Below are 19,867 nucleotides of genomic sequence, written 5' to 3'. Positions count from 1 at the left end.
CGCCTCGACGTGTCTTACGTCGTTCTTGCCGTCTTCTTACGTCGGGACGGGACCGTATCGTCGCAACGCGAGCGTAGGGCTTCTCGACGTCGGAACGCAACCGTTTCGTCGTAACGGCCTATGCTGGTCGGCATGACGAACGCCGATGCCACCGCGAGTGCCTCCGCCAAGGCCCCGCGCCGCCGGGCCCCGGCCGGCGCGGCCGTCCTCCGTGAGGACGTGACGGAAGCCATCCGCGCCGCCGTCTTCGAGGAGCTGGCCGCCGTCGGGTACGCCCGGATGTCGATCGAGGGCATCGCGCGCCGCGCGGGCGTCGGAAAGACCGCCGTGTACCGGCGCTGGCGCTCCAAGCTCCATCTGGTCCTGGACCTGGTGTCGGCCGTCGCCGTCCAGGGGCTGCCCGCGCCCGACACGGGCTCGCTGGAGGGCGATCTGCGGCTGCTGTACGAGGTCACCTCGCGCGCCCTGCGCCACCCCGTGGCCGGCCAGATCATCCCCGACCTCCAGGCGGAGGCCGCGCGGAACCCGGATATGGCGGACGCCATGCAGAAGGCGCTGCGCGAGGGGCAGCAGAGCGTCGCCAGCGGGATCGTCGCGGCGGCGGCCGAGCGGGGCGAGGTGCGCGCGGACCTCGACCAGGAACTCGCGCTCGACCTGATGTCCGGCCCGCTGTACTGGCGGGCGGTGGTGGTCCGCGGACCCAAGCTGCCCAAGGGCTACCTGGCCAGCCTGGCCCGCGCCACGGCCGCGGCGCTCAAGGCGCTGTGATCACGCCGTACCCCGACCCCCGCGGCCGGACCCCCGAGGCGGCCGGACCCGGCGCGGGCGGTCAGGACCGGCTGGCCTCCGGGTGCAGGCGTACCCAGCCCGCCCACGCCGAGGTGATCATGTCCTGGACGTCGTACTTCGCCTTCCAGCCGAGCTCGGTGGCGATGCGGTCGGCGGAGGCGACGACGCGGGCCGGGTCGCCGGGACGGCGGGGAGTGGTCACCGGCGGGCGGTCGTAGCCCGTGAGGGCGTTGATGCGGTCGATCATCTCGCGGACCGAAACCCCTTCGCCGCGGCCGATGTTGAGGGTCATGTCGTGGCCGGGGGACGCCTGCAGTGCGCGGGCCGCGGCCACGTGGGCCTCCGCGAGGTCCACCACATGGATGTAGTCGCGCACGCACGTCCCGTCGGGGGTCGGGTAGTCGTCGCCGAAGATGCGCGGCGGCGCGTTCTCCGTGAGCTTCTCGAAGACCATGGGGATCAGGTTGAACACGCCGGTGTCCGCCAGCTCCGGTGTCGCCGCGCCCGCCACGTTGAAGTACCGCAGGGAGGCCGTGGACAGGCCGGTGGCACGGCCCGTCGCACGCACCAGCCACTCGCCCGCGAGTTTGGTCTCGCCGTACGGGCTCATCGGCACGCACGGCGTCTCCTCGCGCACCAGGTCCACGTCCGGCATGCCGTACACGGCGGCGGAGGACGAGAAGACGAAGGAGGGGACCTGTGCGTCGGTCACGGCGGACAGCAGGACGCGCAGCCCCTCGACGTTCTCCCGGTAGTAGTGCAGGGGGAGGTCCACCGACTCGCCGACCTGCTTCTTCGCGGCCAGGTGGACGACGCCGGTGACGGAGTGCTCCCTGAGCGTCCTCGCCAGCGTCTCGGCGTCCAGGGTCGAGCCGATCACCACCGGCACGTCGGACGGCACGCGCTCCGGGATGCCGGTCGACAGGTCGTCGTAGACCACCGCCCGCTCGTCCGCCTCCAGCATGGCGCGGACGACGTGCGCCCCGATGTAGCCGGCGCCGCCGGTGATCAGCCAGGTCATGTGGGCCGTCCCCTCGTCAGTGAGCCCGGTGCTGCACGGGTCGTTCGGTCGCGTATCAGTGAAGCAGGCGGCGGAGGCGGCGACGCACCACTTCGGTCATTCCTCTCCATCCGGGCGCGGTGCGCAACGCCAGCGCGCCTGAGTGCGTGCGGTACGGCTGCACCAGCAGTACGCCGTGACGGGCGTCCGGGACGGCGCGGCGGCGCAGCAGACCGCGCCCGGCGACCGCGTGCGCCGTGACGTCCCGGGTGGAGCCGTCGCGGAAGCGGAGCCTCAGCCGCAGGTCCCAGGTGCCCGCGCCGAGCGCGGACAGCTCCACCGGCGCCTCGGCCGACCACAGGTCGCCGTACCGGTCGGGCCGCAGAAGGACCTGGCGCCGCAGACCCACCCGCCCGTCGTCCCGGTGCACGAACTCCACGTCCATCGAGGCCGGACCGGCCTCGGCCAGCCGGCCGTACAGCTCGTGCAGACGCAGCCGCAGTCGGGTGCCACGCGCGCGTGGCCGCAGTTCCGCGTCCACGGCGGCGGGCAGCAGATGGGCGGGGCGCACCAGGAAGTGGTCCAGCGTGATCCGGGGCAGGTCGTCCGACCAGACGGGCGTGGCGTCGCCGGCGCGGGCGTACGGCGGGAGCAGCCGGGCCGGGCGGGCCGCGAGCTCCGTGAGACGGGGCAGGTCGCGGGGGACGGGGGAGGCCAGCACGACCCGGGCGACCAGGCGGCCGGGGGCGGTCGGGTTCACCGTGAGGTCGGCCGCGTCGAAGGTCGCCAGGTACGCGCGCGCGTGGTCCCACCACGCGCGGCGGTACTCGGGCGCGCGCAGCTCCAGCTCGCGCGTGTACATCCGCAGTTCGTGGTCGAGGAACTTGGCGTGCACGGCCCGCGCCAGCCCCTTCTCGCCCGCGCCGAGGAGGATCTCGTGGGCGGCCCGGTTCGCCTCGGTCCGCGCCAGCCAGTTGCCGATGTCCGCGCGGTCGAGGGAGAGGGACAGGCGGTCGGCGTCGCGCCGTACGTGCCAGACGTAGACCGTGTCGGGGACGAGGGCGATGCGCGGTCCCGCGGCCAGGACGCGCGCGCCGAACACGAAGTCCTCGTAGCGGAAGCGGCCCTCGGGGAAGCGGATGCCGTGCTCGCGCAGGAAGTCGGTGCGATAGAGCTTGTTGACGCAGAGCGTGTCGTGCACCAGGCGGTCGCGCCGCGCGGGGTGGGGGACGAGGGCGGGCCTCGCGTAGAGGGCGCGCTCCCAGGGGGTCTCGCGGCCCGAGGGCAGTTCGCGCCGTACGCACAGGCCGGCCGTGACCTCGGTGTGCTGCCCGTCCGCCGCCGAGAGCAGCGCGTCCACCGCGCCGGGCGGCAGCACGTCGTCGCTGTCCAGGAACATCACGTACGGGGCGGTCGCGGCGTCGATCCCGTCGTTGCGCGGGGTGCCGCAACCGCCGCTGTTGACCGTACGGCGGATCACCCTCAGGCGTGGCTCGTCGGCGGCGAGGCCGTCGAGCAGGGCCGCGCTGCCGTCCGTCGAGCAGTCGTCCACGGCGAGCACCTCGTGGACGGCCGGGCCCTGCGCGAGCGCCGAGCGCACCGCGTCCGCGACGTGGACGGCGTCGTTGTACCCGATCACGACCACGCTGACCTGCGGCTGCTGAGGTTTCATGGATCCCGAGGCCCGAATCGTAGGGGTTTCGGGCAATTATCCGTTAAAGGGTGCTCAGTGTCCTGCCCGGAAGGGCACGGGAGTTCCGCCGGCCGCACGGGCAGGCCGGTCGGGGGCCGCCGGGTCGGGAAGGGTCGCGACGGGGCCCGGCCGCCACAGCCGCACCAGTGAGAGGCCCGTCGCCGTCGCCAGCAGGCCGTTGCGCACGACCATCAGCGCGCAGCCCGTCCAGCTGCTGTGGACCACCTCGCCGTACAGGGCCGGATAGATCACCGAGCTGACCGCCGTGGCGGCCACCAGCAGGGCCGCCACCGGCCGTTGTGTGGTGTGCCGCGAGGTCAGGCACACGGCCGACAGGCCCAGCAGCCACACCATGTACTGGGGGCTGATCACCCGGCTCGTCACCGTGAACAGCAGCACCGCGGCGAGCGCCGCGTCGTACGGTGTCGCCGTCGTCCAGTGCCGCGCTCGCACCCGCCACAGCAGCAGGAGCCCGAACGCGGCGACGGTGAGGGCCAGCGAGACCGCGGCGACCGCGGCGACGTGGGGGCCCACGAACTCCATCGCGCCGTACCGGTAGCGCGCCCTGCCCGGCCATCCGGCGCGGCGCGCCAGGCCCAGCACCGTTCCGCCGAGCGACTCGATCTGCACACCCCGGCCGCCCTGCTGGCGCAGGAAGTCGAAGGAGTTGCGGAAGAGGGCGGCGAGAAGGGCGAGCAGCGCGACCGCGGTGACCGCCGCCGACGTCCACACCTCCCGGGTGGTGCGGCCGCGCGGCGTGCCGATCAGCGCCAGCACGGGCCAGACCTTCACCAGGGCACCCAGCGCGGCGAACGCGCCGCACGCGCGCGTGGAGCGGGTCAGCGTGAGCAGGGAGAGGACGGCGAAGGCGGTGACCTGGACGTCGTACCGGGCCAGCGGCAGATGCAGGAGGAGCGGGAGGGCCAGCACCCACAGGGCGGCGCCGCGCAGGCTGCGGCCGGGCCGGCGCCCCGCGCGCGTGAGGGCCCATGTGATCACCGCGTCCGTCGCGAGCGTGAGCGTCACGAAGGCCGTGAAGTACGTCAGCGCCGGCAGCAGGGCGGGTGCGAGCAGTACCGGACCGGCGCCCGGCGGGTACTGCCACAGGTGGTCGCCGGCCGGGAACGCGCCCTGTTCCAGGACGCCGTACCAGCCGAAGTACAGGTGGCGCACCTCGCGCGAGACTCCGCTCCGGCCGAGCAGCGCGAGGTGGTCGTGCGCGAGCAGCCACACCATCAGGGCCCGGGTCGCCAGCCAGGCGGCGGCGACGGCCCACGGGCGGCGCCCGCGCGGGCCGTTCCCCCGGTCCGGCGGGCTCTGCCCGTCCGGTGCGCTCTTCAGGTGGCCGGGACTCTTCCTGGGGCTCTTCAAGGTGCTCATCAAGCCCGGATCGTAAGCCGCATGAATGCCTCAGCAGAGTTGATACGCCGTCAATGCCCCGCATAGGTTGGTTAATAGTAAAAAATTGGGCGCATGGTCTGTGCGTGGCTGAGGCGTGTCGGGGGCGGACGTCCGGAAGCGGTGGCCGTCCTGCTGCCCGTGCTCGTCATGACCGCGGTCGGACTCTGGGGGCTCGACCGCGGCGGGATGTGGCGGGACGAGGCGGTGACCTTCCAGGTCGCGCAGCGCTCGGTGCCGCAGATCTGGCACCTGCTGCACACCGTCGACGCGGTGCACGGTCTGTACTACCTCCTCATGCACCCCGTCCTCGCCGCACACCCCGGCGAGTTCGCCCTGCGCCTCCCCTCCGTCTGCGGTGCGGCGGCGGCCGCGGGTGGCGTCGCCGCGCTCGGCGTCCGGCTGTGCCGCCCGCGCGTCGGACTGTGGGCCGGACTGCTGTACGCCGTCACGCCGATGGCCGGGCACTACGCCCAGGAGGGCCGGTCGTACGCGCTCGTCGCGGCCGGGGCGGTGGGGGCGACCCTGCTGCTGGTCCGGGCGGCACGGACCCGGCGGACGGGCGGCTGGTGGGCGGCGTACGGCGGGACGGTGGCCGGCACCTGCCTGCTGCACGAACTGGCGGCGCTCGTGCTGCTGGCGCACGCGGGCACGCTGGCGCTGGCCCGGGTGCGGGCGCGGGTGTGGTCGCGGTGGGCGTGCGCGGCCGGGGCCGCGGTCGTGGCGCTGGTGCCGCTCGTCCTCGTCTCGCGGGGACAGTCCGCCCAGGTCGCCTGGCTGACGCCACCCGGTCCGGGCAGCGTGGGGCGTCTGCTCGGGGCGTTCACGGGCCCGGCGCTGCCGGTGACCGTCCCGTACCTGCTCCTCGTCGCCCTCGCCGTGCGGCCGTCACGGCTCCGGTACGGCGGGCTCTCGCTCCCCGCGGTGGCCCTGCCCCTGACGGTGGTCCCGCCGGCCGTACTGATGACGGTCTCGCACGCCTGGCCGCTCTACGACGAGCGGTACGTGCTGTACGCCCTCGCCGGAGCGCCGCTGCTGGCCGGGGCCGGGGCGGAACGCGCGGCGACGCTGATCGCCGGGGCGGGGGTGCGCGCCCGCGCGAGGGGGCGTGTCGACGCCGGGCTCAGGTCCTCGTCCGCGGCGAGGGGCGCGCGGCTCCTGGCCGGGGTCCGGCGGCGTGTGCGTCCCCGCCCCGCCGGTGCCACCGCCGTCACGCTGACCGGGGTGCTGACCGTCGCCCTCGCCTTCGCCGCCCAACTGCCCCTGATGCGCCGGGACCGCACGCCCGAGCATCACGGCGCCGACAATCTCGCCGCCGTCTCCGCCGCCGCCCGGCGCGCGCTGCGCCCGGGGGACCCGGTGCTGTATCTGCCGTCGATCGTGCGACGCTCGGCGCTGGCGTACCCGCGGGGGTTCCGCGGGGTGCGGGACGTCGCCCTGAGGGTGCCCGGCCCGGCGTCCGGGACGCTGTACGGACAGGAGGCGGGACCGGACGAGCTGCGTCGCCGGCTGAACCGGCTCGACCGGGTGTGGATGGTCGCCGAGCCCTTCGCGCTGAGCCCGTCCTGGTACCCGCACAGCGCGACCGAGCGGGTCAAACTCGCCGTGGTCGGCGAGCAGTTCGTACCCCGGGAGCAGGTGGTGCGGGAGGGCGTGACACTGCGGCTGTACGTGCGCAGGACCTCGCCGGCCGACTGACGGCTCAGTCGCAGCCCGGGGTCTCCTCCAGCGCCGCGCTGTCCAGGGCCTCGGTCAGCCGGTCCAGGCGGGCCCGCAGTTCGCGGATCTCCTCCAGGCCGGCGCCCGTCGCCGCGGCGATCCGGCGCGGCACCACCCGGGCGCGCTCGCGCAGCGCGGCGCCCTCGTCGGTGAGATGGACATGCACGGAGCGCTCGTCGCGGGCGCTGCGCTCGCGCCGTACGAGACCGGCCGTCTCCAGGCGCTTGAGGAGCGGCGACAGTGTTCCGGAGTCCAGCCGCAGGTGCTCGCCGAGCTTCTTCACGGGCTGCTCGCCGTGCTCCCACAGCACCAGCATCACCAGGTACTGGGGGTAGGTGAGTCCGAGGTCCTTCAGGAGAACGCGGTAGACGCCCCCGAAGGCGCGCGAGGCGGCGTTCAAGGAGAAGCAGATCTGCTCGTCGAGGCGGAGGAAGGCGTCGTCGGACGTGTTCTCGGGGCTCGGGGCGGGCGTGGCGGTCATGGGTCAAGGATAGCCCTGGCGAACCCTTGAGTTGTGTGCAATTGAATTGCGTGCTCTAATAGTGCTCGCAAGGCGGCCGGACCGGCCGCCCCGGCATCCCCCGACTGAGAGAGATGGTCTTCATGGACGCGCTCTACACCGCTGTCGCCACCGCCACCCACGGCCGTGAGGGCCGCGCCGTCAGCTCCGACGGCAAGCTGGACGTCCAGCTGGCCCCGCCGGTGGAGCTGGGCGGCAACGGGCAGGGCACCAACCCCGAGCAGCTGTTCGCCGCCGGCTACGCCGCCTGCTTCGCCAGCGCCCTCGGCCTCGTCGGCCGCGCGGCGAAGGTCGACGTCAGCGAGGCCGCGGTGACCGGCGAGGTCGGCATCGGCAAGCAGGGCGAGGGCTTCGGTCTGAAGGTGACGCTCCGCGTCGAGCTGCCCGACACCGTGGACGAGGCCGCCGGCCGCAAGCTGGTCGAGCAGGCCCACCAGGTCTGCCCCTACTCCAACGCCACCCGCGGCAACATCGAGGTCGACCTCGTCGTCGAGTAGTCGCCCGGCCGTGGGAGACGGCTCAGGGCCCCACCCGGGCCAGCACCTCGCCCGTCTCCCGGCTCCACGCCACCACCGTCGCCTCCTCGGGAACCTTCCGCCAGCGCGTCAGCAGCAGCCAGCGGACGTGGTACCGGCGGGCGACGGCGGTGCGTTCGGCCCGGGTCGACGCCGGGTCGAGATAGGAACGGACCGCCGCGAGCCGCCGCAGCCGCTCACCCTCGTCCAGGGCGGGGTCGGGCCAGGCGGGCGCGGCGAGGTCCGGTCCGTAGCCCGAGATCAGGTGCACGGCGTAGTACCCGTCGGTGATGACCGCCTCGCCGGGCTCGATGTGCTGCGCCGCCCAGGCGTACGTCGGCCACCGCGGCGGCTGGTCGAAGCCGACCGGGTCGAGCGCGGGCGGCACGACCGCGCCGGCCTGCACGGTGAGGAAACCGGCGCACGCCCCCGCCGCCGCCACCAGACCGAGGCCGCGCCGCCACCGGGGCCACGGCCGCGGCGCCGCCAGCTCCACTCCGAGCGCGAACTGGAGCGGCACCAGCGTCAGCCCGAGGATCCTGCCGTACGTGTAGTGCCCGCCGACCCAGCCGTACGCCACCGCCAGGCACTCCAGCGCGAACATCAGCACCAACGGGTCACGCCACCGGTGCCCCGCCTCCCGCCCGGCCCGTCGCGCCCGCAGCCACAGCGCGGGAACCCCGGTCAGCGCGAGCCAGAAGTGTCCGGGCATCCCTTCGTAGAGCCGCTCGTGCATCGCGTCCACGCTGCGGTCACCGGCCAGTGCGAACACGTCGAAGTACGGCCAGCAGGCGGCGACGAGCAGGGCCGCCGCACCGGCCAGCAGCCAGCGGCCCGCGACCGCCGCCGCGCTCCGCGCCACCGGTCCGGTGCCGGTCCCCGTCCCGCGCCACCATCCCGCCACGAACGCGACCGCGCCGAGCACGGCCGCGATCGACGTGATCGGGTGCACGAGCACGATCAGCCCGTACAGGGCGCCGACCCCGGCGTACCCGTAGGCGCTGCCGAGTCCGCTCGGCCCGACGTAGCGGACGGGGCCGCCCGTCCCCCCGGCGCGCGCGCCCGTCAGCGCCCAGGCCCAGAAGGCCAGTCCGATGGCGAACGTCGACGGGTAGCCCAGGTTGCCCGTCATCGACATCAGTCCGAGATAGCCGCTCCACCAGGCCCGTTCGGTGCCCCACAGCAGCACCATCGCGCCCAGCCCCAGCACCGGCGCCCACGGGCGGGGGGTCAGGACACGGACGAACCGGCCGATGCCCGTCAGCAGCACGAGCAGGTTGAAGGGCCCCGACAGCCGTACCACCGCCCAGCCGCCCAGCCCGGTCAGCCGGGCGAAGGCCCCCTGCGCCACGGCGTACGGCGAGTAGTACGGACTGCCCGCGCCGGGCAGGTCCGCCATCGGGTGCCGAGGGCTGAGCAGGTGCGCCTTGAGACGTTCGACGACGGCCGCGTGCTGGCCGGCGTCGCAGCACAGCGGGACGCGCCAGTACGCCAGCGTCATCACCAGGAAGAACAGACCGCCGAACAGCTGGTACGGGGTGGGCCGCCAGAGGGATGTGCCGCGCAGCGCGGTCGCGCCGTGCGCGACCCGCCGGACGAGGACGTCGGCGCTCACCGGAGCCGCCCCGCCGGTGCCGGGACCCGCCATGGGAGCGGGCGGGGCCGGGTACGGGCCCGCGGGCGGACGCGGGCGCGGCAGGGCGGGCGGACCAGGGCGGGATGCGGCATTTGCCGTATATTCCCGCGAAGGTCGACGCGCTAGCCGGGTGTCACCTCATCGAGCGACCTCGGTGTCCCTGCGCAACGGTCCCGGCACGATGGCTCCCGCCGCCCGCAGTCGCGGCAGTACGGCCTCCTCCAGGAGCAGCGGCAGTCCGACCACCGGCAGCAGCCACACCAGCACGATCAGCCGGTCGCCCCAGATGTTGATGTCGGGGTGCCCGGCCTGGTTCAGGACCCCGGTGAACGCCGCCGCCAGCAGGAGGACACCGAAGGCAGGACGCCGGCGCAGCACGCCCCAGGCGGCTGCCGCCAGCGCCGCCGGCAGCAGCGGCTCCCACAACTGGCGGCGCAGCCACTCCAGCCAGAAGTTGAGCTGCAGATGGAAGAACTCCGGCCACACCTGGACGCGGTCGGGACGCGCGAAGTGGTTCGTCAGCAGATCCTGGAGGCTCTCGGTCTCGGACGGGTAGTGCAGCACCCTCGCCAGCAGGACCGTGGCCGCCGCCCCGCACCCGCCGACCACCGCGAGCGTCCGCGGCGGGCCCGACCACCGCCGCCGTCGCAGGCAGAGCAGCGCGCACCCGCCCGCAAGGCACAGGCCGAGGAACAGCGCCTGCGAGTGCTTCACCGTGAACAGCAGCGCCAGAGTCGCCCCGACGAGCCAGGTCCCGGCCCGCGCCCGGCCCTCCAGCACCAGCGCGCAGCCCCACAGGGCGGCGAGGGTCAGCGTCAGCAGCAGCCCCTCCGTCATCGGGCGCATGGCCGTCGTGCCGCACGGAAGGACGTAGAACAGGGCCTGTCCGGTCAGCGCCGTCACGGTGGAGGCGCGCAGGCGGCGCAGCACGAGGAAGGCGAGGACGCCCCCGGCCACCGTGATGACGACAGCCGACGCCCACAGGCCCCATGTCACCCCCAGCACCGTGATGAACGGCACCAGCAGCACTGGATAGCCCGGCCGCACCTCGAAGATCCGCATGAACCGCGGCGGCATGAACGGCACGGTGTGCCCGGCCGTCTCCCCGGCCGCCAGCCGCTTCGACACCCCCCGCCACTGGTCGCGCCGGCACTCCTCCAGCACCCGCGCGTCGGGGCTCGCGGCGTGGAAGCGGATCACGTCCACGTCGTGGTTGCGGTGCGCGATCGCCACCTTGCCCGCACAGGCGTAGTCGATCGTGGCGGCCGCGGCGTCGTGCTTGCTCTCGCCGCGCAGACTCAGCGCGTACGAGAGGTAGTTCTTGGTGTCGGGGGTGTCCCGGCCGGTGACGTTGGCGAGCTGGAGCAGCGCGAACACGGCGGCCAGGACGAGCACCCAGAACCGGGGCGAGCGCGGCTTCACGACGCGGTGACGGCGTCGTGCGCCGCCTGCGCGGGCACCGTGACGACCGAGGCCGGCTCCCCGGGCCGCTCGCCGAGCATCAGCGTCCGCACCACCCGCTCGGCGGCCCGCCCGTCGTCGAACTCGCAGAACCGCGCCCGGAATCCGGCGCGCAGCCGTGCCGACTCGTCGTCCCGCCACGCCTGGGAGGCGAACAGGCACGCCAGTTCCCGGTAGGAGCCCGCCACATGGCCGGGCGCGTCGGCGGTGATGTCGAAGTACGCGCCCCGGCTCGCCGCGTAGGCGCCCCAGTCGTCCGCGTACACGACGATCGGCCGGTCCAGGTTGGCGTAGTCGAACATGAGGGCCGAGTAGTCCGTGATCAGGACGTCGGAGGCGAGCATCAGGTCCTCGACGTGCGGCTCGTCCGTCGCGTCGACGACTACGCCGCGCCGGTGCAGCTCCGACAGCCCCATCCCGCGCGCCGGGCCGTCCGCGAGCGACGGATGCAGCCGTACGACGAGCGTGCGGTCCTCGCCGAGGTCGTCGGCGAAGCGGGCCAGGTCGAGCCGGTCCGCGTGGCCGCCCCGGACGTAGTCGCGGCGCGTCGGCGCGTACAGCACCACCTGCCGGCCGTCCGGGATGCCGAGGCGGGCGCGGACCGCGGCAGCCGCCGTGCCGTCCCCGGACCGGGCACGCACCAGGACGTCGTTGCGCGGACTGCCGGTGCGCAGCGAGGCGAAGTGGCAGGGGTAGGCGCGGTCCCAGACCAGTTCGGAGTGGCGGTTGGCGACCAGGCTGTAGTCCCAGCGGTCGGCGCGGCGCAGTATCTGCGGCACGTCGATGCCGTGCCGGGCGCCCGGTTTGTCGAGCAGATCGGCCGCCATGTGCTTGAGCGGGGTGCCCTGGTGGGTGTGGATGTGGACGCTGCCGCGGCGCTTGACCAGCGTGCCGGGCCAGTTGACGTTGTTGACGAAGTACGTGGCCCGCGCGGTGATCCGGCGGTAGCGCAGCGAGTCGAGCAGCACATGCTCGACGTCCGGGGGCAGCAGTGCCGCCTGCTGTTCGTCGCGCACCACCCACACCCCCCGGATGTGCGGGGCGAGTTCGCGCGCCGCGCGGTACACGGCCGCCGGGTCGCCGAGTACACCCCGGTGCGAGAACGCCGAGTACACCGCCAGATTCGGGTCCAGCGGCCGGTGCTCGTGGACGGCCGACCAGCTCCGCCCGGCCCGCGTCGCGGCGGCGCTGCGTGCCTGTGCGCCGCGACGGCCCAGCTCACGGACCGCCCGGCCCGCCTGCAGCCGGGCCCGGTAGCGCGTGAAGCCGCCCTCCAGGACGCGTAGTTCGGCAGGTACGGGGCCGCTCCGGAAGGTGCGGTACAGGGCCGCCGTCAGCCGGAAGAACTCCCGTTTGTCGGACTCCGGGAGCCGGTCCGGCTTGGAGAGGATGTCGAGACAGTGCTCGCCCATCTTCCGGTGCAGGTAGGGGCGCCAGCCGGCGAGCTCGGGACGGGCGTCGACGAACGCGAAGACCCGCCGGTACTGGTCGTGGATGTCGAAGTGCTTGCGGCTGGTGGTGGACAGGATGTTGCCCTGGCGGCGCTGGCGGTAGGCCAGACAGATCCGGTCCAGCGTGGCGATCCGCCCCGCACTGAGCATCACCGGGAACGTCCACGGCGTGTCCTCGTAGTAGCCGGGCGGGAAGGCGAAGCCCTCGCGCTCGACGAACTCCCGCCGGTAGACCTTGTTCCACACCACCATCAGCAGGTCGAGGATCTCGGGCTGCTCGGCGGCGGTGAAGGTGCCGTCCGCCGTGAGCAGCCGGGCGAGCACGTTCCTGCGGGTGCCTCCCCACCAGTAGGTGCGGGCGTAGTCGAAGACCAGCACGTCCGGGTCGGCGGTCTCGTCGAGACGGTCGGCGATGGCGCGCAGCGCGCCCGGCGTGAGCGTGTCGTCGCTGTCCAGGAAGAACAGGAAGTCGCCGGTGGCGTGCGGCATCCCGGCGTTCCTGGCCCGGCCGAGTCCCACGTTCTCGGGAAGGTGCAGCACCCGGACGCGCGGGTCGAGGGCCGCATACTCGTCGAGGATGGCGCCGCAGCCGTCCGGCGAGCAGTCGTCCACCGCGACGACCTCCAGGTCGGTGTACGACTGCTCCAGGACCGAGTCGAGGCACTCGCGCAGAAAGCCCTGCACCTTGAAGACGGGGACGATGATGCTGAAGCGGGGCACGTCAGCTCCTAACCAGGGACGCGGCGGGGGCCGGGATGCGCTCGGAGAGCGGCACGACGGGCGGGATCGCCTCCGGCGACTCGCCCAGCAGCACTCTGCGGACGACCCGTTCGGCGGCCCTTCCGTCGTCGAACTGGCAGAAGCGCTCACGGAACCGGGCCCGCAGGGCTGTCGAGACCGCGTCCGACCAGATGCCGTCGCCGAAGAGCCGGGCCAGCTCCCCGGGGGTGCGCGCCACCGGCCCCGGGGGCGCCTGGAGCAGGTCGAAGTAGACGCCCCGCGTCTCCCGGTAGACCTCCCAGTCGTCCGCGTACACGACGATCGGCCGGTCGAGGTTGGCGTAGTCGAACATGATCGACGAGTAGTCCGTGATCAGCGCGTCGGCGGCCAGACAGACGTCCTCCGAGGACCGGTGTCCGGTCACGTCGATGATCCGGCCGTTGCCGCGCGCGGTGCCCGCGTCGTAGAAGTAGTGGGCGCGCAGCAGGACGACGAACTCGTCGCCGAGCTGCTCGCAGAAGGCCTCCAGGTCGAGGCGGGACTCGAAGCCGGTGCTGTAGTCGCGGTGCGTGGGCGCGTACAGCAGCGCCGTCGCGCCCTCGGGGACGCCGAGGGACCGGCGCACCCGGGCCACGTCCTCGGCGGTCGCCGTGTAGTAGACGTCGTTGCGCGGATACCCGTACTCCAGCGCCTCGTACGTGCCGGGGAAGGCCCGCTCCCACATCTGCGTGGAGTGACGGTTGGAGGAGAGGTTGTAGTCCCAGCGGTCCACCCGGTTCAGCAGTTTGGTGAAGCTGCCGGTCGCCGCGGCCACCACCGGGTACGTCGACTGGTCGACCCCCATCTTCTTCAGTGGCGTCCCGTGCTGGGTCTGCACGTGCACACTGCCGGGGCGCTTGACGACGGCGTCCGCGAAGTTGGCGTTGTTCACCAGGTACTTGGCGCGGGCCAGCACCTCCCAGGACCGGTGGCTGCCGATCACCGCGTGGTCGACGCCCGGCGGCACCGCGTCCACCGCGTCGGGCTCGACGAGGAACACCGAGCGGATGTGCGGGGCGAGTTCACGGGCCTTGGCGTGGATCGCGGCCGGGTTGCAGGCGTAGCCGCGGCCCCAGTACGCGCAGTACACGGCGAGGTTCTCGTCGAGCGGGCGGCGCAGCTGCACCGCGTAGCGGGCGCGGGTGCGCAGGCCGCGCGGTCGCGGCAACCGCTGCATCGCCCTTGCCGCCCCCTGGTTGGCACCCCGCAGCGCCCGGAACGCGCCGTACGCGCCGGCCGCGAGGAGCCGGTGCTGCACCCCGAGACTGCCCTCGGGCGGCCGGAAGCCGTCCGGACGGTGGCGCCGGTAGAGCCGGCCGGCGCGGCGGAAGAAGGCCCGGCGGCGGCGCGCAGGCACCCGTGCCGGATGCGCCGCCGACTTCAGCACCAGGGCGAACAGCCCGCCGAACAGTGCCTGCGACACGGCCGCGGGCACCGCCGCGGTCCGGCCGGAAGCACGGGTGAGCACCAGCTCCACTTGGTCGAGGAGATCGAACTGGTGCTCACCCGGCGCGTTGACGCGGCTGCCCTGGCGCCGCAGGTGATGCCGCACGCACACCGAGCGCAGGACCGCCGTCCGCCCGCCCGCCAGGGCCACCAGGCCGCCCCAGCCGGCGTCCGTGAAGTGCCCGTCGGGAAAGCTGAGGTCCTGCTCCTGGAGGAAGGCCCGCCGATAGGCCGCGCTCCACGCCGGGACGTGCACACCGATGACGTGCGGGCCCTTGCCGAGCGGCGGGACGCTCGACTCGCCCTCCCACCAGTGCACCCGCTCGTGCGCGAAGCAGAGGACGTCCGCGTCGCCGTCGTCGCGCAGCCCGGCGTCCAGGACCGCCAGCGCGCCCGGCACCAGGACGTCGTCGCCGTCCAGGAAGAGCAGATACGTGCCGGTCGCGACCGCCATCCCGGTGTTGCGTGCCGCGCCCAGCCCGCCCGACGGCGGCGAGTGGACCGGTGAGACCCGGCCGTCCCGCGCGGCGTAGGAGGCGGCGACCTCGCCCGCCGGGGACCGGGGCGCGTCGCAGACCGGGATCAGCTCGACGTCGCCGAAGGACTGGGTGAGGACCGAGTCCAGGGCCTGGGACAGGCGTCCGGCGACTCCATGGGTGGGCACGATGACGCTGAAGCGGGGCATTCTGCTCTTTCTCTCAGGGGCGCCGGGATCGGATCTCAACGCCCGGGGCGTCCGGTGGGCCGCCACGTGGTGGGTCGCGTCGGGGTGGGTCGCGACGAGCTGGAGGGCACGTGGCCTCCGATTCAGAGGTTCTCGGTGACGGGGACGGGACCACCCGGTGCCGGGACGGTCGTGAGGGCGGCCGTCGGGCGGGCGGCCATCGCCGAGGGGACCGGGTGGCGGTCGGCGACCGGGACGAACGGCGGCAGACCGGCGCTCTCGCCGAGCACCACCCGGCGCACCACGCGTTCGGCGGCCTGTCCGTCGTCGTAGGGACAGAACCGGTCACGGAACGCGGCCCGCAGCTGTGCCGAGCGTGAGCCGCGCCAGTGACCGGAGGCGAAGATGTCGATCAGTTCGTCCTCGGTGCGCGCGACCGCGCCCGGCGGGAAGACCCGCAGGTCGAAGTAGGTACCGCGGGAGGCCTCGTACGTCTCCCAGTCGTCGGCGTGCACGACGATCGGCCGGTCGAGGCCCGCGTAGTCGAACATCAGGGACGAGTAGTCGGTGACCAGCGCGTCCGAGGCGAGGCACAGCGACTCGACGCTCGGATGGTCCGACACGTCGATGAGCCGCCCGCCGGCCGCCTGGGCGAGCGGCGCCTCGTACGAGTGGTGGGCGCGGGTCAGCACCACGAAGCGCGGGCCGAGCCGGCGCAGGACGCGTTCCAGGTCCAGGGTGCGCCGCTGGGTGCGCCGGTAGTCCCGGTACGTCGGCGCGTACAGCACGGCGACCGTGCCCTGCGGGATGCCGAGCGACTCGCGCAGCCTCGACACGTCCGCCGAAGTCGCCCGCTGGAACACGTCGTTGCGGGGCATGCCGTACTCCAGCGTCGTGAAGGAGGACGGGAAGACGCGTTCCCACACCAGTGTGGAGTGGCGGTTGGCGGACAGGCAGTAGTCCCACTTGTCGGCGCTGCGCAGCAGCTCGGCGAAGTCGGTGCCGCGCGCCGCCGCCGGACGGTCCTGGAGATCGAGTCCCATGTGCTTGAGCGGGGTGCCGTGCTGCGTCTGGATCATGATCTGCCCGCGCCGCTTGACCAGCCTCCTGTCGAAGTTGACGTTGTTCACCAGGTACTTGGAGCGGGCGAGCGCCGTCCAGTACGCGGCCGTGCCGGGGCGCAGTCGGCGGGTCGCGGCCGGGATCGTGTGGTGGTGCTCGGGGTGCGCGATCCACGCGGTGGTGATGTGCGGGGCGTGGCTGCGGAAGGCGGCCTCCAGGGCACCCGGGTTGCAGCCGTGGCCGCGGCCCCAGTAGCTGGAGAAGACGGCGCGGTCGGAGCGCAGCGGAAGGCGGAGCTGGACGCGGTAGTGCAGTTGGAGCGCGGCCGCCCGTACGGTGCGCAGCAGGGCGGCGCACCGGCGCAGGACCAGACGGCGCGAGCGTGACGCCAGGGACAGCAGGCGGTACGTGCGGTGGGCGCCCAGGCCGACCAGGGTGTGCCGCAGCCGGGTGCGTGGGCGGACGGGGGCGCCCGGGGCGCGGTAACGGCGGTAGTGGACACGGGCCTTGCGCAGGAACTCGGCCCGCGAGCCGCGCGGCAGCCGGCCCCGCTTGAGGAACACCGTGGAGAAGTGGTCGGTCATGCGACGGAACAGGACCGGGCGCCAGTGGGCCAGTTCGGGGCGGGCGTCGATGTGCGCGAAGACCCGGTCGTACTGGTCGAAGATGTCGAAGTGCTTGCGGCTGCTGGTGCCGAGGATGCTGCCGTGCCGCCGCTGCCGGTAGTGGACGCAGACGCGGTCGAGCGTGGCGATCGACTCGGCGGACATGAGCACCGGATACGTCCAGGGCGTGTCCTCGTAGTAGCCGGGAGGGAAGGTGAAGCCCTCCCGCTCGACGAACTCCCGGCGGTACGCCTTGTTCCACACCACCATCAGGACCCGCAGCAGCCCCGGCCGGTCGTCGAGCCGGAACGGCGCCGGGCCCTCCTCGGTCAGCTGCCCCGCGAACTGGTTGCGGACGGCCTCGCCGGACCAGTAGGTGCGCGCGTAGTCGTAGACCAGGACGTCCGGTTCGGCGGTCTCCTTCAGCCGGTCGGCGATGGCGCGCAGCGCGTCCGGGGTGAGGGTGTCGTCGCTGTCCAGGAAGATCAGGTAGTCGCCGGTGGCGTGCTCCAGGGCCGCGTTGCGGGCGCGTCCCAGGCCCACGTTCTCGGGCAGGTGCAGGGCCTGCACGCGGGGGTCGCGGGCCGCGAACTCGTCGATGATCGCGCCGCAGGCGTCCGGTGAGCAGTCGTCCACGGCGATGAGTTCGAGGTCCGGGTAGGACTGTCCGAGCACTGATTCCAGGCACTCGTGCAGGTACGCCTGAACCTTGTACGCGGGGACGATGACACTGAACCTGGGCACGGGACATCCATGGGTCGGCGCGGGCATACCTGCCCGGGAACGGCCGAAGGGGTGACTTGGTTACGCCAGATGTGGCATCCGGGGGATGCCGGGTGAACGCCGAGGGGCGGGCCGGTGTCCGGCCCGCCCCTCAACTGCGCGTTTCGGTGTCCTACTTGACGGCGCCCGCCATCACACCGGACACGAACTGACGCTGGAACGCGAAGAACACGGCCAGCGGGACGACCATCGAGATGAACGCGCCGGGGGCCAGGACGTCGATGTTGTTGCCGAACTGGCGTACCTGGGTCTGCAGCGCGACCGTGATCGGCTGACTGCCCGAGTCGGAGAACACCAGCGCGACCAGCATGTCGTTCCACACCCACAGGAACTGGAAGATCCCCAGCGAGGCGATCGCCGGACCGCCGAGGGGCATCACGACCCGCACGAACAGACGCAGTTCACCCGCGCCGTCCAGCCGGGCCGCCTCCAGGAGCTCCCGCGGGATCTCCGCGAAGAAGTTCCGCAGCAGGAACACCGCGAAGGGCAGACCGAAGCCCACATGGAACAGGACCACCCCGATCACGGACCCGAAGATGCCGATCTTGCCGAAGAGTTCGGCGATCGGGATCAGCGCCACCTGCACGGGCACCACCAGCAGGCCGACCACGCCGAGGAACCACCAGTCGCGGCCCGGGAACTCCATCCAGGCGAAGGCGTAGCCCGCGAGCGCGCCGATCACCACGACGAGAAGGGTCGCCGGCACCGTGATCAGCACCGTGTTCACCAGCGAGTCGGTGATGTCGCCGTTCTCCAGGAGCTTCTGGTAGCTGTCCACGGTGAGCTGCGACGGCTCGGTGAAGACCTTCCACCAGCCGCTCGCGCTCATGTCCTGCGGATCGCGCAGCGAGGAGAGCAGCAGCCCGATCGTCGGCACCAGCCAGAACAGGCCGACCACGATCAGGAACACCCGCAGCAGTCCGCCGCCGACCCCCTCGGCGAGCCGGGCGCCCAGCGACCTCTTCGCGCCGGTCTGCGTCGCGGTGGCCGTCTTCGTGAGACTTCCGGTGTGCGCCGTCATCGCCGCACCTCCCGCCTGAGCCGCCTGACGTTGAACAGCATCACCGGGATCACGAGCAGCAGCAGGAACACCGCGATGGCGCTCGCCACACCCGGCTGGTCCTCGGAGAAGCCCTTGCGGTACAGCTCCAGGGCCAGCACGTTCGCGTCGTCCTGCGACGAACCCGGCGCGATGATGAAGACCAGGTCGAAGACCTTCAGCACATTGATCATCAACGTCACGGTGACCACCGCGAGCACGGGTGCGAGGAGCGGCACGGTGACCCTGCGGAACACCTGCCACTCGTTCGCGCCGTCCACCCGCGCCGCCTCCAGGAGCTCACGCGGCACACCCGCGAGCCCCGCCGCGATCAGCACCATCGCGAAGCCCGCCCACATCCACACGTACGAGCCGATGATGGCCGGCGTGACGAGCGACGGGCCGAGCCAGTCCAGCCCGTTGTACGGTTCGCGGAAGTTGTCCGCCGGGAGGCGGAGCAGCGCTCCGTCGGCCTTGTCCGAGAGGGTGAAGGTGCCGTCGTCGCGGACCTTCGCCGAGTCCACGACCGTGCCGTCCTTGACGGCTTCGATCTTCATGCCCGGGTAGCCGAGTTCGCTCGTGTCGACCTGGCCGAGCCTGCCCACGCCCTTGCCGCGGGTGAAGTCCTGCCAGGCCGTGCCGGTGACCTTGCCGGGCTCGGTCCTCGCCTGCGCGGCCTTCTTCGCGTTGCCGGGCATCTGGTCGGGGGCGACACCGACGAGCGGGAGGGCGACCGGCTGCCCGGCCCGGACGGGCTGCCTGGTGATGAACCCGCCCCCCTCGGGCCGGAGCGGCGACTGCCGTCCCGGATGGGCCTTCGGGAAGGCCGACGACTCGGCGAAGGTGTCGTGCACACCCACCCACACCGCGTTCGCGACGCCCTTCTCCGGGTCCTGGTCGTAGACCAGCCGGAAGATGATGCCCGCGGCGAGCATCGAGATCGCCATCGGCATGAAGACGACCAGTTTGAACGCCGTGCCCCAGCGCACCCGTTCGGTGAGCACCGCGAAGATCAGCCCGAGCGTGGTCGCGACCGTCGGGGCGAACACCACCCAGATGATGTTGTTCTTCAGCGCGGCACGGATGCCGTCGTCGGTGAACAGGGACTTGTAGTTGTCGATCCCGGCGAAGCCGTCACCGGACTGGTCGTAGAAGCTGCGGACGACCGAGTACCCGATCGGGTAGACCACGAGCGCGCCGAGCAGCACCAGCGCGGGCAGCAGGAAGAGCGCCACCACCGTTCTGCGGGTGCCGGTCACGCTCTTGTGCCGCGGTGCCGCGGGAGGGGCCCCGGAGGCCCCTCCCGCCGTAGCCGACGTCATCGCCG

At 72.9% G+C, this 19,867-nt stretch carries 14 protein-coding genes; 3 read left to right on the top strand and 11 right to left on the bottom strand.

Annotation, left to right across the window (positions count from 1 at the left end):
* Nucleotides 1–120: 120 nt before the first annotated feature.
* Nucleotides 121–768, top strand: a complete 648-nt coding sequence (locus tag ACZ4IF_RS06000; protein WP_359491493.1) for a TetR/AcrR family transcriptional regulator — start codon at nucleotides 121–123, stop codon at nucleotides 766–768.
* A 61-nt stretch (nucleotides 769–829) separates the two neighbouring features.
* Here the strand turns inward: ACZ4IF_RS06000 and galE are convergent, their stop codons facing one another.
* The 3 genes from galE to ACZ4IF_RS05985 are packed head-to-tail and all read right to left on the bottom strand — an operon-like array spanning nucleotide 830 to nucleotide 4,718.
* Entirely contained in the window at nucleotides 830–1,810 is a 981-nt protein-coding gene (gene galE, locus ACZ4IF_RS05995) for a UDP-glucose 4-epimerase GalE (protein WP_467559857.1), read from the bottom strand.
* A 55-nt stretch (nucleotides 1,811–1,865) separates the two neighbouring features.
* On the bottom strand, nucleotides 1,866–3,461 hold the full coding sequence (locus tag ACZ4IF_RS05990; protein ID WP_467559855.1) for a glycosyltransferase: 1,596 nt from the start codon (nucleotides 3,459–3,461) through the stop codon (nucleotides 1,866–1,868).
* A gap of 54 nt (nucleotides 3,462–3,515) precedes the next feature.
* A complete protein-coding gene (locus ACZ4IF_RS05985) occupies nucleotides 3,516–4,718 on the bottom strand; it encodes a glycosyltransferase 87 family protein (protein ID WP_467559994.1) in 1,203 nt (400 codons plus the stop codon).
* A 237-nt stretch (nucleotides 4,719–4,955) separates the two neighbouring features.
* On the opposite strand from ACZ4IF_RS05985, the gene ACZ4IF_RS05980 reads away from it, so the two are divergent.
* Nucleotides 4,956–6,578, top strand: a complete 1,623-nt coding sequence (locus ACZ4IF_RS05980; RefSeq protein WP_467559853.1) for a glycosyltransferase family 39 protein — start codon at nucleotides 4,956–4,958, stop codon at nucleotides 6,576–6,578.
* A 4-nt stretch (nucleotides 6,579–6,582) separates the two neighbouring features.
* On the opposite strand, the gene ACZ4IF_RS05975 is transcribed toward ACZ4IF_RS05980, so the two are convergent.
* The gene (locus tag ACZ4IF_RS05975) at nucleotides 6,583–7,080 is read right to left on the bottom strand and encodes a MarR family winged helix-turn-helix transcriptional regulator (RefSeq protein WP_467559851.1); all 498 of its coding nucleotides are present in this window, start codon (nucleotides 7,078–7,080) and stop codon (nucleotides 6,583–6,585) included.
* A gap of 122 nt (nucleotides 7,081–7,202) precedes the next feature.
* On the opposite strand from ACZ4IF_RS05975, the gene ACZ4IF_RS05970 reads away from it, so the two are divergent.
* Entirely contained in the window at nucleotides 7,203–7,616 is a 414-nt protein-coding gene (locus tag ACZ4IF_RS05970; protein ID WP_467559849.1) for an organic hydroperoxide resistance protein, read from the top strand.
* A 22-nt stretch (nucleotides 7,617–7,638) separates the two neighbouring features.
* Here ACZ4IF_RS05970 and ACZ4IF_RS05965 read toward each other — a convergent pair whose 3' ends face one another.
* The 7 genes from ACZ4IF_RS05965 to ACZ4IF_RS05935 all read right to left on the bottom strand — a co-directional run bounded on the left by ACZ4IF_RS05965 (nucleotide 7,639) and on the right by ACZ4IF_RS05935 (nucleotide 19,799).
* Nucleotides 7,639–9,249 (bottom strand): hypothetical protein, encoded by a 1,611-nt coding sequence (locus ACZ4IF_RS05965; protein ID WP_467559847.1) that lies wholly within the window; start codon nucleotides 9,247–9,249, stop codon nucleotides 7,639–7,641.
* Nucleotides 9,250–9,408: 159 nt separating this feature from the next.
* Nucleotides 9,409–10,692 (bottom strand): hypothetical protein, encoded by a 1,284-nt coding sequence (locus ACZ4IF_RS05960; RefSeq protein WP_467559845.1) that lies wholly within the window; start codon nucleotides 10,690–10,692, stop codon nucleotides 9,409–9,411.
* Entirely contained in the window at nucleotides 10,689–12,902 is a 2,214-nt protein-coding gene (locus ACZ4IF_RS05955) for a bifunctional glycosyltransferase/CDP-glycerol:glycerophosphate glycerophosphotransferase (RefSeq protein WP_467559843.1), read from the bottom strand. The genes ACZ4IF_RS05960 and ACZ4IF_RS05955 overlap by 4 nt, the downstream gene beginning before the upstream one ends.
* Before the next feature lies 1 nt (nucleotide 12,903).
* Nucleotides 12,904–15,072 (bottom strand): bifunctional glycosyltransferase/CDP-glycerol:glycerophosphate glycerophosphotransferase, encoded by a 2,169-nt coding sequence (locus ACZ4IF_RS05950; protein ID WP_467559841.1) that lies wholly within the window; start codon nucleotides 15,070–15,072, stop codon nucleotides 12,904–12,906.
* A 122-nt stretch (nucleotides 15,073–15,194) separates the two neighbouring features.
* Nucleotides 15,195–17,462 (bottom strand): bifunctional glycosyltransferase/CDP-glycerol:glycerophosphate glycerophosphotransferase, encoded by a 2,268-nt coding sequence (locus ACZ4IF_RS05945; protein ID WP_467559839.1) that lies wholly within the window; start codon nucleotides 17,460–17,462, stop codon nucleotides 15,195–15,197.
* A 151-nt stretch (nucleotides 17,463–17,613) separates the two neighbouring features.
* The gene (locus tag ACZ4IF_RS05940) at nucleotides 17,614–18,522 is read right to left on the bottom strand and encodes a carbohydrate ABC transporter permease (protein WP_467559837.1); all 909 of its coding nucleotides are present in this window, start codon (nucleotides 18,520–18,522) and stop codon (nucleotides 17,614–17,616) included.
* Nucleotides 18,519–19,799, bottom strand: coding sequence for a carbohydrate ABC transporter permease (locus ACZ4IF_RS05935; protein WP_467559835.1), 1,281 nt, complete (start codon nucleotides 19,797–19,799; stop codon nucleotides 18,519–18,521). The genes ACZ4IF_RS05940 and ACZ4IF_RS05935 overlap by 4 nt, the downstream gene beginning before the upstream one ends.
* Between the last annotated feature and the right edge of the window lie 68 nt (nucleotides 19,800–19,867).

This window comes from Streptomyces sp. NPDC025784, from assembly GCF_055558435.1.
The sequence above is the reverse complement of the archived record's forward strand: the minus strand, read 5'-3'. Positions and strand labels throughout refer to the sequence as shown.

Excerpts from the sequence above, each read along its gene's own strand:
- ACZ4IF_RS05975 (WP_467559851.1), bottom strand. The coding sequence starts at position 7,080 with ATGACCGCCACGCCCGCCCCGAGCCCCGAGAACACGTCCGACGACGCC.
- ACZ4IF_RS05990 (WP_467559855.1), bottom strand. The coding sequence starts at position 3,461 with ATGAAACCTCAGCAGCCGCAGGTCAGCGTGGTCGTGATCGGGTACAAC.
- ACZ4IF_RS05970 (WP_467559849.1), top strand. The coding sequence starts at position 7,203 with ATGGACGCGCTCTACACCGCTGTCGCCACCGCCACCCACGGCCGTGAG.
- ACZ4IF_RS05985 (WP_467559994.1), bottom strand. The coding sequence starts at position 4,718 with ATGGTGTGGCTGCTCGCGCACGACCACCTCGCGCTGCTCGGCCGGAGC.
- galE (WP_467559857.1), bottom strand. The coding sequence starts at position 1,810 with ATGACCTGGCTGATCACCGGCGGCGCCGGCTACATCGGGGCGCACGTC.
- ACZ4IF_RS05980 (WP_467559853.1), top strand. The coding sequence starts at position 4,956 with ATGGTCTGTGCGTGGCTGAGGCGTGTCGGGGGCGGACGTCCGGAAGCG.
- ACZ4IF_RS05950 (WP_467559841.1), bottom strand. The coding sequence starts at position 15,072 with ATGCCCCGCTTCAGCGTCATCGTGCCCACCCATGGAGTCGCCGGACGC.
- ACZ4IF_RS06000 (WP_359491493.1), top strand. The coding sequence starts at position 121 with ATGCTGGTCGGCATGACGAACGCCGATGCCACCGCGAGTGCCTCCGCC.
- ACZ4IF_RS05940 (WP_467559837.1), bottom strand. The coding sequence starts at position 18,522 with ATGACGGCGCACACCGGAAGTCTCACGAAGACGGCCACCGCGACGCAG.